14 protein-coding genes and 1 pseudogene are annotated in these 15,294 nt (G+C 71.5%); 9 read left to right on the top strand and 6 right to left on the bottom strand.

The window, feature by feature from the left end; all coding sequences use genetic code 11:
• Nucleotides 1-888 (top strand): 4Fe-4S dicluster domain-containing protein, encoded by an 888-nt coding sequence (locus tag FPZ12_RS12380; RefSeq protein ID WP_144749572.1) that lies wholly within the window; start codon nt 1-3, stop codon nt 886-888.
• Nucleotides 885-1,820 (top strand): NrfD/PsrC family molybdoenzyme membrane anchor subunit, encoded by a 936-nt coding sequence (nrfD, locus tag FPZ12_RS12375; RefSeq protein ID WP_144749574.1) that lies wholly within the window; start codon nt 885-887, stop codon nt 1,818-1,820. Before FPZ12_RS12380 ends, nrfD begins: the two co-directional genes overlap by 4 nt.
• Before the next feature lie 94 nt (nt 1,821-1,914).
• Here the strand turns inward: nrfD and FPZ12_RS12370 are convergent, their stop codons facing one another.
• A complete protein-coding gene (locus tag FPZ12_RS12370; protein ID WP_243769810.1) occupies nt 1,915-3,192 on the bottom strand; it encodes a low temperature requirement protein A in 1,278 nt (425 codons plus the stop codon).
• On the opposite strand from FPZ12_RS12370, the pseudogene FPZ12_RS47090 reads away from it, so the two are divergent.
• A pseudogene (locus FPZ12_RS47090) lies at nt 3,191-4,131 on the top strand (class I SAM-dependent methyltransferase). The gene FPZ12_RS12370 and the pseudogene FPZ12_RS47090 overlap by 2 nt on opposite strands.
• An 18-nt stretch (nt 4,132-4,149) precedes the next feature.
• On the opposite strand, the gene FPZ12_RS12360 reads toward FPZ12_RS47090, so the two are convergent.
• The gene (locus FPZ12_RS12360; RefSeq protein ID WP_144749576.1) at nt 4,150-4,773 is read right to left on the bottom strand and encodes a class I SAM-dependent methyltransferase; all 624 of its coding nucleotides are present in this window, start codon (nt 4,771-4,773) and stop codon (nt 4,150-4,152) included.
• Nucleotides 4,774-4,850: 77 nt separating this feature from the next.
• Between FPZ12_RS12360 and FPZ12_RS12355 the strand changes: the two genes are divergently transcribed.
• The gene (locus FPZ12_RS12355; protein WP_144749578.1) at nt 4,851-5,243 is read left to right on the top strand and encodes a YbjN domain-containing protein; all 393 of its coding nucleotides are present in this window, start codon (nt 4,851-4,853) and stop codon (nt 5,241-5,243) included.
• A gap of 5 nt (nt 5,244-5,248) precedes the next feature.
• On the opposite strand, the gene FPZ12_RS12350 is transcribed toward FPZ12_RS12355, so the two are convergent.
• From FPZ12_RS12350 to FPZ12_RS12340, 3 genes are read right to left on the bottom strand one after another with little or no spacing between them, the layout of a single operon-like run.
• Complete coding sequence (locus tag FPZ12_RS12350; protein ID WP_144749580.1) at nt 5,249-6,541, bottom strand: hypothetical protein; 1,293 nt, start codon at nt 6,539-6,541, stop codon at nt 5,249-5,251.
• An 11-nt stretch (nt 6,542-6,552) separates the two neighbouring features.
• On the bottom strand, nt 6,553-7,305 hold the full coding sequence (locus FPZ12_RS12345; RefSeq protein WP_144749582.1) for an ABC transporter permease: 753 nt from the start codon (nt 7,303-7,305) through the stop codon (nt 6,553-6,555).
• Complete coding sequence (locus tag FPZ12_RS12340) at nt 7,302-8,249, bottom strand: ATP-binding cassette domain-containing protein (protein WP_144749584.1); 948 nt, start codon at nt 8,247-8,249, stop codon at nt 7,302-7,304. The genes FPZ12_RS12345 and FPZ12_RS12340 overlap by 4 nt, the downstream gene beginning before the upstream one ends.
• A gap of 26 nt (nt 8,250-8,275) precedes the next feature.
• Here FPZ12_RS12340 and FPZ12_RS12335 point away from each other — a divergent pair, with 26 nt between their 5' ends.
• Nucleotides 8,276-9,529 carry a glycosyltransferase gene (locus FPZ12_RS12335; RefSeq protein WP_144749586.1) on the top strand — a complete coding sequence of 418 codons (1,254 nt, stop codon included), beginning with the start codon at nt 8,276-8,278 and terminating at the stop codon, nt 9,527-9,529.
• 5 nt (nt 9,530-9,534) lie between these two features.
• Here FPZ12_RS12335 and FPZ12_RS12330 read toward each other — a convergent pair whose 3' ends face one another.
• Nucleotides 9,535-10,569: a hypothetical protein gene (locus FPZ12_RS12330; RefSeq protein WP_144749588.1), complete on the bottom strand. Its 1,035-nt coding sequence runs from the start codon at nt 10,567-10,569 to the stop codon at nt 9,535-9,537.
• A gap of 33 nt (nt 10,570-10,602) precedes the next feature.
• Between FPZ12_RS12330 and FPZ12_RS12325 the strand changes: the two genes are divergently transcribed.
• Genes FPZ12_RS12325 through FPZ12_RS12310 form a run of 4 tightly spaced genes read left to right on the top strand, consistent with a single transcriptional unit; the run spans nt 10,603 to nt 15,213 of the window.
• Nucleotides 10,603-11,028 (top strand): hypothetical protein, encoded by a 426-nt coding sequence (locus tag FPZ12_RS12325; RefSeq protein WP_144749590.1) that lies wholly within the window; start codon nt 10,603-10,605, stop codon nt 11,026-11,028.
• A gap of 50 nt (nt 11,029-11,078) precedes the next feature.
• Nucleotides 11,079-12,461, top strand: a complete 1,383-nt coding sequence (locus FPZ12_RS12320; protein ID WP_144749592.1) for a condensation domain-containing protein — start codon at nt 11,079-11,081, stop codon at nt 12,459-12,461.
• Complete coding sequence (locus FPZ12_RS12315) at nt 12,458-13,894, top strand: condensation domain-containing protein (protein ID WP_144749594.1); 1,437 nt, start codon at nt 12,458-12,460, stop codon at nt 13,892-13,894. Before FPZ12_RS12320 ends, FPZ12_RS12315 begins: the two co-directional genes overlap by 4 nt.
• On the top strand, nt 13,894-15,213 hold the full coding sequence (locus tag FPZ12_RS12310; protein ID WP_166462707.1) for a condensation domain-containing protein: 1,320 nt from the start codon (nt 13,894-13,896) through the stop codon (nt 15,211-15,213). The genes FPZ12_RS12315 and FPZ12_RS12310 overlap by 1 nt, the downstream gene beginning before the upstream one ends.
• Nucleotides 15,214-15,294: the final 81 nt, after the last annotated feature.

Raw genomic sequence — 15,294 nt, 5'->3', positions numbered from 1 at the left:
ATGACCGCCGTCGATCCCGCCTCCGCGACCGGCTACCACGACCACCCACCCCGCATGGGTTTCTTCACCGACACCAGCGTGTGCATCGGCTGCAAGGCGTGCGAGGTGGCGTGCAAGGAGTGGAACGCGATCCCCGAGGACGGCATCGAGCTGACCGGGATGTCCTACGACAACACGGTGGGGCTCGGCGGAAGCACCTGGCGACACGTCGCGTTCATCGAACAGAGCAAGCCGCTCGCGCGCGAGGCCCCCGGGCTGCACGACGGTCTCGACGTGCTCTCGATGGCCGAACAGGGCACCCAGGAGGAGAGTTCGGACTTCCGGTGGCTGATGTCGTCGGACGTGTGCAAGCACTGCACGGAGGCGGCCTGCCTCGACGTGTGCCCGACGGGTTCGTTGTTCCGCACCGAGTTCGGCACGGTCGTGGTCCAGCAGGACATCTGCAACGGCTGCGGCTACTGCATTCCCGCCTGCCCCTACGGCGTCATCGGGCGACGCGAGGAGGACGGCAGGGCCTGGAAGTGCACGCTCTGCTACGACCGGCTCGGCGAGGGCATGGAACCGGCCTGCGCCAAGGCGTGTCCCACCGATTCCATCCAGTTCGGCCCGCTGGACGAGTTGCGTGAACGCGCACGGGAGCGGGTGGGGCAACTGCACGAAGCGGGTGTGCCCGAGGCGAGGCTCTACGGGCACGACCCCAACGACGGCGTCGGCGGGGACGGCGCGTTCTTCCTGCTGCTGGACGAGCCGGAGGTGTACGGGCTGCCGCCGGACCCCGTGGTGACCACGCGGGATCTGCCCTCAATGTGGCGGCACGTTGCGACGGCCGCCGCCACGCTCGCCGGTGGCGCGCTCGCGTCGTTCCTCGGCTCAAGGAGGCGGCGATGACCCACCCCGGAAAGCGGCGCAAACGCGGCGAGCAGCCGATGGTGCCGGACGCGGAGTTCTCTTCCTACTACGGGAAACCCGTGCTCAAGGAGCCGGTCTGGGCGTCACCGGACGTCCCGGGTTACCTGTTCCTCGGCGGGCTCGCCGGGGCGTCGTCGTTGCTGGGCGCGGGGGCGCAGGCCACCGGCAGGCCCGCGATGGCGGCGATCAGCAAGACCGGCGCTTTCGGCGCGGTGAGCCTTTCGCTCGTGGCGCTCGTCAACGATCTCGGGCGGCCCATGCGGTTCCTGAACATGCTGCGGGTGCTTAAGGTGACTTCGCCGATGAGCGTGGGTTCCTGGCTGCTCACCGCGTACGGGCCCCTGGCGGGCGCAGCCGCTTTCTCTGCTGTGACAGGCAAATTCCGCCGGATCGGTACAGTCGCGACGGCGGGCACGACGGTGTTCGGCCCCGCCGTGGCCGCCTACACCGCCGCGCTGATCACCGACACGGCGGTCCCGTCGTGGCATGACGGCTATCGCGAAATGCCTTACGTGTTCGTGGGTTCCGCCGCCACCGCGGCCGGTGGGCTCGCGCTACTCGCAGCGCCCGAGGCCGAGACCGGCCCGGCGCGGACGCTGGCTGTTCTCGGCGCCACGCTGGAAAACGGGGCGTTCAAGCTGATGGAGCGGCGGCTCGGCATGGTCGCCGAGCCCTACCGCACCGGCCGCGGCGGTAAATACGTCCGCGCGGCAGAGGCGCTTTCCGCCGCCGGAGTGGCGGGTTCGCTGCTGGCACGGCGCAACGGCTTCCTGCGGCGGCTTTCCGGTGCCGCGCTGGTCGGGGCCTCGGCGGCGCTCCGCTGGGGGATCTTCCACGCGGGCCTGGAGTCGGCGAGGGACCCGAAGTACACCGTCGTGCCGCAACGGGAACGGGCGAAGCGCGGGTCTTGAGTCCACAGTGGACTTATCGTGCTCCACACTCCGGCCCGGAGGGCGCTGCGTCCGCAGTGGGGACCTTCGCACCGAAACGCGGTGGCCGCTGTGATCAGCCCTCTGGGTGGCGTGCCGCGAGCTCTCCGAGCATGCGCCGCTGGTGCCGGTAGCCGACCAGTTCGTAGCCGACGACCGTGACGAACGGGGCGAGCATCACGACGAGCAGGCACACCGAAATCGCGACACCGGCGGCGGAGAGCACCACCGCGACGGCGAGCACGACGAGCGTGAGCGCGATCAGCAAGAGGTGGAACGGGTCCTTCGCGGACAGCAGCAGGGTGTGCAGCAGGTACACCATCAGCAGGTAGAGCCCGACCGGTGCGGCCAGCGCGAGCACCACCGCCGCGTCGCCGAGTTCCGTGTGGTGCTCCAGATGCAGGCCCGCCACGTGCAGGCCGGCGCCCGCGCCCGCGACGCCGATGAACAGCAGGATGTGCCCGTAGCCGAACAGGTAGCCGCGGCTGCGGCGGTGCACCAGGATCTCGCCGAACGGGGTCGTGAAGTACACCCACCACATGCCGAAGGTGAGCCCGACACCGGCGATCACGATGGCGACCGCGTCGAACGTCCAGTGCGTGCCGCCTTCGCCGCCGAGCAGGTCACCCGAAGAAGCGACGGTGCCGACCACGCCCTCGCCGAGAGTGATGATCGCGAACAGGCTGTACCGCTCGGCGACGTGATGCGGATGCCACGGCGTGCCGCCCGCGTGGCCCTGCGCGAGCAGCGGGAGGGCGACCTCCATGACCGCGAGCAGCCCGAACGCGACGAACACGGCGGCCAGCGGCAGGCTCGTGAACCCGACCACGACCCAGCCGATCTGGGCGATCACCGTCCAGCGGATGTTGGCGAAGCCGACGCGGCGGAACTCGGGCGACTCGCGCGCGGCGCGCCACCACTGCAGCACCATCGCCACGCGCATCACGACGTAGCCGATGACGATCGCCCGCAGCTCGAGGTGCTCGCCCTCTTCGACGGACCGGAACATCGCCGGCAGGCCGAGGGAGAAGATGACGACGCCGATCATCTGCACCATCGTGAGGAGGCGGTACAGCCAGTCGTCGGTGGCGAACGCGGAGGCGAACCAGCTGAAGCTGATCCACGCGATGCTGATCGCGAACATCGCGAGCACGAACGCGGTGATCGAGGCGCCGACGTGCCCGCCGGCGAACATCTCGGCGAAGTTCGACGCCGCGGTGCCGACGGCGACCACGAAGGTCAGGTCGAAGAGCAGTTCCAGCGGTGAGGACACCCGGCCGGACTCCCCAGGGTCCCGGCCGGCCATCGGCACCCGGCGATGCGCCGGGGAGTGGGTGTCTTCGAGTTCACTCATGGTCGACATCGTCGCCGATCGGGCGCTCGGGGTCAGCACGGGACACGGGAAGTCGCCGGGTTCCGGTGGCGGCTGGCTAGATTGTCGCAATGACTACCGGGATCGAAGGGGTGTCCGGCACGTGACCGATGAGCCGGACAGCACAGCGGTGCGGACGGCGCTCTGGCGCGCGCTGCACCTGGAGGTCGACGGGCCGCCGCCCGTGTTCGAGGACGCGATCGGGCTCCGGCTGGCCGCGCCCGGCGACGGCTGGCGGCAGCGGCCGGACATGGATCCGGTTGCCACCAAGGGTTTCCGGGCCGGGATCGTGGCGCGGGCGCGGTTCATCGAGGACCTCGTGCTCGCGGAGGAGGCCGGTCAGTACGTGCTACTCGGGGCAGGGCTGGACACGTTCGCCCAGCGGCGGCCCGACTTCCCCGGCCGGGTGTTCGAGATCGATCAGCCGGGAACTTCACAGTGGAAACGGGAGCGCCTGCGCGAGCTCGGCTACGACGTTCCGGACCTGGTGCCGGTGGATTTCGAAACCGAGTCGTGGTGGGACAACTCGTCACCGCCGGTTTCGACCCGGCGCGGCCCGCGGTGATCGCCTCGACGGGCGTCACGATGTACCTGTCGAAGGACACCACGGCGGCCACCCTGCGCCGGATCGCGGGCTTCGCTCCGGGCTCCACGCTGGCCATGACTTTCCTGCTGCCGCCGGAACTCCTCGACGACGCCGACCGCCCCGGGCTCGAGGCGAGCAAGGCAGGCGCGCGGAGTTCGGGGACGCCGTTCGTCAGCTTCTACACGCCGGACGAGATGCTGGGGCTCGCCCGCGACGCGGGTTTCGCCGAGGTGCGGCATGTCCCCGGAAGCACTCTGGCGGAGCGATACTTCGCCGGGCGCGCGGACGGCCTGCGCCCGTCGAGCGGGGAGGATTTCCTGCTGGCGACGTGTTGAGCCCGGCACGACAGCCCGCTAAACCTTCCTTGCCACACCGAGAATGTGGGCGGTCGGGGGGATCAGGGGCTGCGGCCGGAACGAGAACCGCTCGCCGGTCACCTCGAAACCCGCGGCGCGCAGGGAGCCCTCGGTGTCCCGGTTCGGGTGGCAGCCGCCGCCCAGGCGGGACCACAGTGGGGTGATCAGGTCCTGCAGCCGCCCCGCGATCGCGCTGCCGGACCGCACATGCTCGTAGTACCGGACCTCGCCGCCAGGACGCAGCGCTCGCCACGCCTCGGCCAGCGCGGCAGCCACGTCGGGCACCGAGCAAAGCACCAGCGAGTACACGACGGCGTCGAACTCCCCGTCCGCGGCGGGCAGCCGGGACGCGTCGCCGTCGACCAGGCGGACCGGTACCACTGCCGCGGCGCGTTCGGCGTGGGCGCGCAGGATGCCGTCCGGCTCGACGGCCACCACCTCGTCCACCGTGCGCGGGTAGTGCGCGAAATTGCGCCCGTTGCCCGCGCCGACCTCCAGCACCCGGCCGCTCAGCCCGCGCAGCAGGCGCTCCCGGTGCTCGGCGCCGCCACGTTCGTCAGCCAGTTCGCTCATCCGCACGTACGCCCTCGCGAACCGCGGGTTAGCCGAAGCGTCAGCCATGCCGCCCATGCTGCCGCAAACCCGGCGCGCTGACACTAAGCTGGCGCCGGAAGCCGTGAACGAGAGGCAGGGCCGACGTGACCATCTGGTCCGAAGTAATCAGCTACGTGCGCGTGCGCTACGAGGTGCTGGAGGAGCGCGAGAACTGGCTGCGCTTCCGCCTCGGCACCGAGGACGGGCGCTCCCAGCAGGTCACGGTCCACCACCTGCCCGACAAGGACGGCGCCGAATGGGCGGAGATCTCCTCCGCGGTCGGCTGGGCGGACAAGATCGACCTGCGCCGCCTCCTGGAGCTGGCCGGTTCGTCCAGCGTCGGGGGCGCCGCGGTGGTCGACGGCGTCGCGCTGATCAAGCACACCGTGCCGCTGCTTTCGCTGGACATCCGGGACGAGTTCGAGCAGCCGATGCGCTCGGTCGCGGCCGCGGCGGACTCGTTCGAGCGCGAGCTGTCCAAGTCCGACGAGTTCTGACGCGCTCACCACGAGGTGGCGCGGAGCCCCCAGCGGTCCAACGCTCCGGTGGTCAGCCGCCGCAGCGTGGGCTCGTCGGGGAAGTGCCCGGGGTCCAGGCCCAGCACGGCCAGTGTCGCCGTGTCCCCGGTGCGTGACCACCAGATGCTCAGGCCCCCGCCGCGCTGCCGCAGCAGGGAGCGCGTCACCAGCCGGGTCATCGAGCGCATCATCACCGATGTCGCGGGCACCCCGGTCGGCGCCGTGAAGTCCTTCGGCAGCGTGCCGAGGTTCGAACACAGGCACAGCGGCGCGGGCGAGCTGCGTGCCAGCCGCGCGACGAGGGCGTCCGGCAGCAGCTGGACCAGCGGTTCGAGCGCGCGCACCGGAGGCACCCGGCCCGAACGCAGTGAGCCGAACGCCGTCTTGCTACGCGCCCGGATCGTCGCGAGGTCGCCCACGTGCCCGTCGGGACCGACATCGACGGCGACGGAGACACCGGTCGTCGCGTTCGCCCGCAGGTCGTCCCCACCGCGCGCGCTCACCGGCAGCGAGACCTTCACCGGCGCGTCCGGCCCGACCCGGCCCGAGGCCACCAGTATCTCGACGGCGATCGCGACGAGCAGCGCGTTTCCTGAACCGCCGTTCGCCAGCGCCGCGTCCTCCCAGACCCGGGCATCGCAGTCGAGCACGGTCAGCGGCGGCCGGCAGGGCTCGTCGCCGGGCTCGGCCTCGCGGACGCTGGAGGACTGCGTACCCGGCGGCACGGACACCATCCCGCGCCCCTGAACGGCCGTCCTGATCCCCCGCGCGGCGCGCACGACCTGGGCAACGCTGTCGCGCACGTCGTCACGAAGGCGCGTCTGCCGTCCGATGTGGACATTCCGGCCCGCTTCGACGATCGACGCGATGTGCGCTCCCCCGTCGCCGACCGCGTGCGAGACGGCCAGCGACAGCAGCTCGCCACCGTCCGTTGTCGGCGCGGACGCCAGCTGCCACGGTGGCCCGAGTTCCGGGTCGAGCTCGACGTCGGCCTGTTCGTCGGCCCAGCCGAGGACGTCGCCCGGTTCGACCGGGGCGGACCGGACGACCGGCGTCACCGCGCCGCACCGGACCCAGCGGTCACGCGCGCCCGGCACACGGCTGCGCACCACCAGCCTGCCGAGGCGCCCGACGGCGAGCGACCGCGCGAGCTCGTCGACCGCCTCCGGGCCGAGCCGTTCGGGGAACCGCCACACGCTCTGGTTCACCACGGGGATGCCGAGGACGCGGTCCGCCCGGAGGAACAGGTCGTCGTCGTAGGTCAGCCGGTCGGTCACGGGCGGTCCTTTCAGTCGCGGCGGACGTAGGCCCGCACGGTGAGGGGAGCCATCAGCGCGAGCACGGCGGCGGAACCGGCCACCGCCCAGCCCACCGAGCCCGCTCCCGGCTCCACTTCGGACAGTTGACGCACCGCGGAGACCAGGTGCGAGATCGGGTTCACCTCGGCGACCCGCTGCATCCAGCCGGGCATCGTGGTGGTCGGTACCAGTGCGTTGGACATGAACGACAGCGGCATCAGCACCAGCATCGACGAACCCTGCACGGCCGACGCGCTGCGCATCACGACGCCGAGGAACGCGAAGATCCAGCTGAGCGCGAAGGCACAGCCGACGACCAGCGCGCAGCCGGCGAGCAGCCCCGCCCAGCTCTGCGGGCGGTACCCCAGCGCCAGCCCGACCAGCACGGTGACCGCCGACGCCACCACGTACCGCACCACGTCCGCGAGCAGCGCCCCGGCGAGCGGCGCCACCCGGCTGATCGGGAACGAGCGGAAGCGGTCGAACACCCCGCGGTCCATGTCGTCGCGCAACTGGACGCCGGTGACCACCGACGCGGTGACGGCGATCTGCACGAGCACGCCGGGGACCAGCCGCGGCAGGTACGCGCCGACGGAACCGGAAACCGCCCCGCCGAACACACCGGCGAACAGCACGGTCACCACCACCGGCAACGCCACGACGTCGAACAGGCGCTGGGGATCGTGCCGGATCCGCAGCAGTCCCCGGTAGGCGAGCGTGCACGACTGGCCGAACGCGGTCATGACTCGCGCCCCGGTCCGGTCAGTGACAGGAAGACCTCGTCGAGCGAAGGGCGGACCACCGCGATCTCCCCGATGCGCACCGACCGCGCCCGGAGGGCGAGCGCGACATCGGCCACGACACCAGGATCCTCGACCGGGACGGTCAGCGTGCTCGCGTCATCGCCGGGGTTCACTCCCGCGCCGAAAAGGCCGGTGAGCACGTCCTTCGCGGCGCCGAACTGGGCGGGGACGGCGACCCTCAACCGCAGCGAGGACCGCCCGAGCGAATCCTTCAACGAAGCCGCGGTACCCGAGGCCACGACCCGGCCGCGGTCGATCACCGCGATCCGGTCGGCGAGCCGGTCGGCCTCTTCGAGGTACTGCGTGGTCAGCAGCACCGTCGTGCCTTCGTCCACAAGGGACCGTACGGCCGACCACATCCCGTTGCGGGTCCGCGGGTCCAGGCCCGTGGTGGGTTCGTCGAGGAACAGCAGTGCCGGGCGGACGACGAGACTGGCCGCCAGGTCGAGCCGCCGCCGCATCCCGCCGGAGAAGCCCGAAACCGGGCGTCGCGCGGCGTCCGGCAGATCGAAGTCCCGCAACAGTTCCGCGGCGCGCTCGCGGGACCGCCGCCGGGACAGGCCGCGCAGCCGCCCGAAGATCACGAGGTTTTCCGTTGCCGTGAGCGCGTTGTCGACAGACGCGTACTGCCCGGTGAGGGAGACCAGCTTCCGCACCGCGGCCGGTTCCCGCGCCACGTCGTGGCCGAAAACCGTGGCGCGTCCGCTGTCCGGGCGCAGCAGCGTGGCCAGCATACGCACTGTCGTGGTCTTCCCCGCGCCGTTCGGGCCGAGCAGCGCGAACACCGATCCCCGCGGCACTTCGAGATCGATCCCGGCGACGGCCCGGTGCGACCCGAACGCCTTCACCAGTCCTTCCGCGCGGATGGCGGGCTCTTGTGTCATGGGCGAAATCCCTTACAGTTCCGGCTATGCAGACGAGAACGTTCGCGCTCGCTCTGGTGGGCAGCCGAGGTGACGTGCAACCGGGCCTTGCCGTCGCGGCCGGACTGCGTGAGCGCGGGCACCGGGTGGAGCTCGGGGTGGCGCCGAACCTGCTGCCGATGGCGCGCCGGCTCGGCCTCGACGCGATCGAGATCGGCGTGGACAGCCGGGAGTTGCTGACCTCGTCGTTGGTGCGCAAGGAAATGCGCTCGGCGGATCCCCGGCGGCGTGCGCGGGCGCTGCGCGAAGTCGCGGCATACGGCTGGACCGAGCTGCGGGAGGGAATCGAGCGACTGTCGGTGAAGGCCGATGTCGTCGTGACCGGGTTGCTCGGCCAGGAGATGGGCGCGGCGGTCGCCGAAGCGCGCGAAATCGCTTTCGCCGCCTTGCATTACTGCCCGGTGCGCGCGAATTCCGTTGTACCGCTGGTGTCTTTCGGCGGGAAGAGCGCCCGCGTGCGGAGTTCCACGTGGCGCGCGGGCGAAGCCGTGCGGTGGGCGCTGACCCGGAAGGCCGAGAACGAGCACCGGAAGGAGCTCGGCCTGCCGCCCGCCGTCGTCGACCTCCCGAGCCGGTTGCGGGACAGGGGCGCCACGGAGGTGCAGGCTTACGATGCCGCGCTGGTCCCAGGTCTGGCCGGGGAATGGGGAAACCGGCGCCCGCTGGTGGGCTCGCTCGACCTGCCCTGGTCGGCGCGGCCTGCCGAAAACATCGACGGGGAACTGGAATCCTGGCTCGCCGGCGGGCCGCCGCCAGTGTACGTCGGATTCGGCAGCATGCCCGTGCCGGATCCGGCCGCGGTGCTGGATTCGGTCACCCGGATGTGCGATGAACTCGGGGTGCGCGCGCTCGTCGTGGCGGGCTGGAGTGGTTTCGAGCGGCCCGCCGACGCACGGCTGTTCGTCACGCCCGCGGTCGAGCACGCCGAGGTCCTGCCGAAGTGCTCGGTTGTGGTGCACCACGGCGGAGCCGGGACCACCGCGGCGGTCGTGCGCGCCGGAAAGCCTTCCGTGGTCTGCCCGTTCAGCGCCGATCAGCCGATGTGGGCGGCGATCCTGCGCGGGCACGGTATCGGCACTTCGGTCCGGTTCTCGCGGCTCGACGCGGCTTCGCTGACCGCCGCGGTCGCGGCGATGTCGCGCCCTGAGGTCCGGGCCAGGGCAGAGCGGTTCGCGGAACGGATGACCCCGGTGGCCGACGCCGTGTCGGCGGCCACCGGCAGGCTGGAAGCCGCGGTCTGAAGGGATCACCACGGGCGGGCACCCACTCCCCATTCCGCGAGCTCACCGACGATCAGCTCGAGGAGCCTCGCCTGGCCGGGGATGCCGCCAGGGTCGAGCCCGCACACGGAAACCGTCGCGCGCTCGCCGGTGATCATCAGCCAGCCCGCGACTCCGCGCCCGATCGTGGCCACCTCGGCGGCGTCGATTCCCGGATAGTGGGCGGTCGCGGAAACACTTTTCGCCGTGACGCCACCGAGTTCGCGGAAAGCAGGCGGCGGCTCGCCGAGGTTGGACGCGAGCACCGACGCCGCCGGGGGTTGCGGCAGCCTGTCCAGTACGCGGTCGGGCAGCATCTGGATCAGCGCCAGTGGGATGGGCGGCGCGGGCGCCGCGGCCAGTGCGACGTAAGCCTTCTTGCACGCGGCTTTGAGCGGAGCGAGCTCACGTTTGCGCAGGGCCTCCGAGCCGAAGACCGCCATCGCGATCTTCGTGGAGTTGGCCCGGAGATCGTCCGCGCCCAGCCTGCCGCTCACCGGCAGGGCGACCTTGTCCGGCTCCGGCGCGTCTTCCCTGTCGGCTGCCGCTCGCGCGATACGGGCGAGCGCGGCCGCGAAGAGCGTGTTGACGCTGCCGCCGTGGTGTTCTGCCGCGTGGGCGAGTTCCGTGCTGTCGCATTCGACCACGACGTGCGGCATGGTCCAGTCCGGATGCGGTGCCGGTTCTCCCGGTGCCGGTTTCCCCTGGGGCTTCTTGCCGGCGCGAGGCAGGCGCGGCCTGCCCGCCAGCCATTTCGCCACGATCCGCGACTGGCGGGCGCCGTCGGCCACATCGGACAGCAGGGTGCGCAAAACGCTTGCCCTGTCCGGGATCCGCAGCGGCGGCTCGTCGGCGGCCGCGCGCCGCAGCGCGTCGAGCAGCGCGGCGCCATCGGCGATCGCGTGCGCGGCGACCAGCGACAGCACCGCTCCACCATCGCCGGTTCGCGCGTAGGACAGTTGCCACGCCGTCGCCCGTGCCGGATCCAATCCGGCGGAAACCCTGGAGTGCAACCAGGTCATGATTCCGTCCTCCGGGACGGGCAAGGATTCGACGTGCGGTGGCAGAGGTCTTTCACCGCGCACCCAACGATCCCGCGCAGTGGGAACCCTGGACCGCTCGACGCGGCGCGTCAGCGCACCGGCGGCCAGCCGTTCGTGGAAGCGGCGCACCGCCTGCTCGCCCGGCGGCCGGTCGAACCGCCACGCGAACTGGTTGATCGCGGGAGTCCGCGCGCCACGGTGGCGGCGCAGGAACAGGTCATCCGCGAACTCGAGACGGATCAGCCGGCTTGCCCGAATGACAACGGCACCTTCCAGGCGGGGACGGGGAAAACTACGCTGGGGCCGGATGGACGACGACGTCCCGGCCCGGAGAGTGGTCCCGATTGTGTCCACTTCGGCCGGTCGGTTGAAGCCCCGGAGCCGGTGACGATCAGCACATCGCCGACCCCTCCTGTCATGAAAAGAATTCGCATATAGTCTGCTGCTCCCCGACGGCGAGTAACGACGCGATCAGCGAGGCCGCACGAATGGAGTACACGGAACTATCCGCCTACCCGTTGCCGGATGGGACCCTCACAACCTGGGCGCCCGTCTGCGAAAAAGCTTCCTGGCACGACGACGAGCGAGGAATCTCCTACGACCACGAGGCGCACCTGCGTGACGCCGTCCCCGGCGCGTGGATCGGCTCGGTCATGCGGATCCCGCTGCGCTACGACGCCGGCGCGGTGCGCCGCGCCCTGCGCGCGTGGATCGCGCGGCACGAGGCGTTGCGAACGACCGTGCGGAGCACCGGCGGCGAAAACCCCGGCTGGCAACGGCGTTCGGTGGCCGCCACCGAAGTGGACGTCCGTGCCGAGGAGCGCGGCAACGTGACAACAAACACGGCCCATGACGTGTTAACCGAATATTTCGCCGCTGTGTCACCGAGTTCATGGCCGCACTGTCTGTTCGCGACAGTGACCGAGCCGGGCGGCGCAGCGTTCACTGTCGCGTTCGGCGCCGACCACAGCGTGATGGACGCGTACTCGCAGTTGTTGTGGTTCCAGGAGTTCCACTCGCTCTACAGCCGCGCGCTGTCCGGCGAGCACGACACCGCGCTGGCGGCGGCCGAGGTCGGCAGCCACGTCGACCACAGCGCGGCGGCCCGTTCGCTGGCGGCGGTGATCGACGAGCAGGACCCGGCCGTCCGCCGCTGGCACGAGTTCCTGGCCGGCCCGGAGGACTACCGGTTCCCCGGGTACCCGGCCGCCGCCGGATCGGCCGGGGATCCCGGTATGCCACAGCATTCGTTGTCCCGCTGGGCGATCGGCCCCGAGGACGCGGAACGACTCGAACGGCTGTGCCGCGGTCTGGGAACGGGAACCCAGTCCGGCGCGCTGGCGGCGCTTGCACTCGCGGCGCGTTCGCTGACCGGCGACACGCGCCTGCCGTTCGTCATGCCCATGCACACGAGGCACGAGCGCGAGCACGCCGACGCCGTCGGCTGGTACGTGGGCCTTTGCCCGGTGGCCATCGAACTCGGCGCCGCGCCGGACTTCGCCGGGGCCGTCGCCCAGGCTCGCGCGGCGGTGTCCGGAGCACGTGGCTGCGCGAAGACGTCGTTCTCCCGGACCGCGGACATCCTGGGTATCGAAGACACGCCCCGGTTCGTCGTGTCCTATGTGGACGTTCGCGGGGTGCCGGGCGCCACCCGGTGGCCGGAGTGGAACGCACGGGCGTTGCGCAGCCCGGAACCCAGCCGGGACGAGGTCTACCTGTGGCTGGTGCATTCCGCGCACGGAATCAGCGTCTCGGCGCGGTGCGCGCGGTCGGACCACGCTCTCGCGGCGGTCGAAGAACTGATCGACGGGTTCGCCACGCAGGTGCGCGAGGCCGTCGCGGTGGAGGTCGAACTGGAGGTGGGCGCGTGATCCTGTCGGACATGTCGACGTGGAAGGCGGCGCCGGGGCGGCTGGTCCGCTGGCGGCCGACGGATGCCGCGCGCTCCGCCGCCGAAGCCGCGCCGGTCGACCCCGGCCCGCCGTCGATCCTGCAGGCGGACCATCTCCGTGCGTGGGCGCACGCCGTGCGCACCGGAACACCGCATCGCGCCTGGACCGGCATCGCGACCACTGTGGACGGTCCGTTGGACCGCGCGGCGATGACGCGCGCGCTGGCGCGGCTCGTCCGCGCACACGGCGGGTTCCGCACCTGGTTCGACCTCTCGGGCCGGGAACCCGTGCGGCACCTGGTGCCCGCGGACGCGATCGAGTTCGAGGTCGTCGAAGAACCGGCCTTGGACGGCGCTTGGGACACGGCGCTGCAGCACCACCTGGAGGCACGGTTCGACGCCGAGTGCACCCCCGGCAGCTGGCCGGGTTTCGCGCTGGGCGTGGTGGAAAACCAGGACCGGTTCGGCCTGTTCTGGGGTTGCGACCACGCTTTCACCGACGGGCTTTCGCAGCTGCTCCTGTGCTCCGAACTCGCCGATCTCTACGCCGCCGAGCTTGCCGAACCCGGCGGGCCCGAACTCGTCCCCGGTGCACTGCCGACGCCGGAGGAGCGCGGTGACTTCCGCTCGTACGTCGCGCTCGAACGCCGCGACGCCGAAGAACACGGGCCGGACTCGCCGGAAGTGCGGGAATGGGTCCGCATCGTGCGGGAGAACGGCGGCAGGCTGCCCCGTTTCCCGCTGCCGCTGGGTCTCGCCGACGGAGAGCGGGCGCCGGTGGTCATCCGCGAGCTGACCTTCCTCGACGGCGACGAGGTCGAGCGCTTCGAACGGGTCTGCCGGGAAGCGGGCGCCGGGGTCACCGCCGGCGTGTTCGCTGCGGTGGCCGAGACCGAACGCCTGCTGGCAGGCAAGGAAAACTACTTCGGCGTGACGGTGCTGAGCACCCGGCATCGGGGCCCATTCGCCCGGTCGCAGGGCTGGTTCTGCACGTTCGCCCCGATCGCGTTCGAGGTCGGCGGCGCCGCGGACTTCGGTGAGCTGACCGCCCGGGCGCAGGACGCGCTGAGGCGAGCGAAAGACCTGGCGGCCGCGCCGGTGAACGTCGTACTCGAAACTTTGGTCACCTCGGGCGTGTGCACCCCGGAGCAGCTCGGCAGCCCGCAGCTGCTGTCCTATTTGGACCTTCGGCGGCTGCCGGGCGCCGGGCGGCCCGCCGACGAGCGCGGGGTGCATTTCACCAGCCGCGGCCGCACGGCGAACGCCTCGCTATGGATCAACCGCGACGCCGACCACCTCTACCTGCTGGCGCAGACACCCGACACGGCCGCGGCCGCGGAGCCGGTCCGGCAGTATCACGAGCAGCTCAGACAGGTGTTCCGGCAAGCCGTTTCGCCCGTCCCGGTCGCGTAATGCGCATCACCGCCGCCGACCGGTGGCAGCTCGCGCCGGGACAGGTCCTGTCGTGGCGCGTGTTGCTGGATCGCTCCGTCCGCCCTGAGCCGGTGCCGCTGTCGGTCAACCAGCGCAACCACCTGCGCGCGGCGGTCGCCGGTGAGCGGACCGTCTGGCTGGCCGCCACGTTCGAGGTGCCCGGCCCGATCTCGGCGACCGAGCTGACCGCCGCCTACCACGCGCTGATCTCGCGACACAGCACCCTGCAGTGCGAGGTGACGAACGAGGACGGTGAGCCGCGCGCGGACCGCTACGACCCCGCGCAGGTGGTGTGCCTGCCGCGCTGGCCAAGGGAAACGTCGTCGCCCACGGAGACCACGGAACTCGTGCGCGCGTTACTCGACACCGAATGCGCGCCGTTCGGCTACCCGGCCTTCGCGCTGGCCGCGGTCTCGCGTCCCGACGTGTCCACCATCGTGCTGGGCTTCGACCATCTGCACGTCGACGCGCATTCGATCGCCTTGGCCGTGCGGGACATGTCGCGGCTGTACCGGGGCCAGGAACTCCCGCCCGCCGGGTGCTTCGTCTCCCGTGTCGCGGAGTGGTGCGAGCCGCCGCCGGCCGGCGACCCGCACCCGGCGCTGTGGCGGGCGCACTTCGAGTCGGTCGGCTACCGGTTGCCGCAGTTCCCGCTGCCGCTCGGACTGGCACCGGGCGCGACGGCGGAACCGGGCACGGAACTCGGCCGGCTCGCGGACGCCGGCACCACCCTGCGGCTGGCCGAAGCCGCGCGTCTCTCCGGGAGCACCACGAACGGCGCGTTGCTCACCACACTCGCGCGGGCGCTGCAGGCGATCGGCGGCCCGGCCGCAACCTCGGCGTTGATGCCCGTACAGACCCGCCGGCCGGGCGACGAGCACGCGCTCGGCTGGTTCACGACAACGGCTCCCGTCACGGCGGACACGAGTCTCGCCGAGACCGCCGCGAGCCTCCGGCGGGCGAGGCAGCTGGCGGCGTTGCCGCTCGACCAGGCGTTGTCGTCGCTCTCCCGTCCGCTGCGCTGGGATCGGCGCGACGTGTTCATGGTGTCCTATGTCGACTATCGCCGGTTGCCCGGCGCTGCTGGAATCGACGGGCTGCGCCCGCAGCACGTGTCCGCGGCGGCCGAGGCGGACGGGGTCCAGATCTGGGTCGCCCGGACGTTTTCCGGTTTGTCGGTCCGCGTGCGCTACCCGGACACGGGCCAGGCGCGGACGGTCGTGCGGGCGATGGTCGGCAACTGGCGCGAGGCCGTAGCCGCGGTGGCCGACGAGCACTTGGCCGGAGCCCTGATCTAGGAAGTGTTTTGGAAGCGGCGGAGCCGCTTGCGGTGGGCCGTCACCTTGCACCGCCGGGGGTTCTGAGGTGGTCGCTGGCGA

This window comes from Amycolatopsis acidicola (assembly GCF_007713735.2).
In the GTDB taxonomy this organism is placed as follows: domain Bacteria; phylum Actinomycetota; class Actinomycetes; order Mycobacteriales; family Pseudonocardiaceae; genus Amycolatopsis_E; species Amycolatopsis_E acidicola.
The sequence above is the reverse complement of the archived record's forward strand: the minus strand, read 5'-3'. Positions and strand labels throughout refer to the sequence as shown.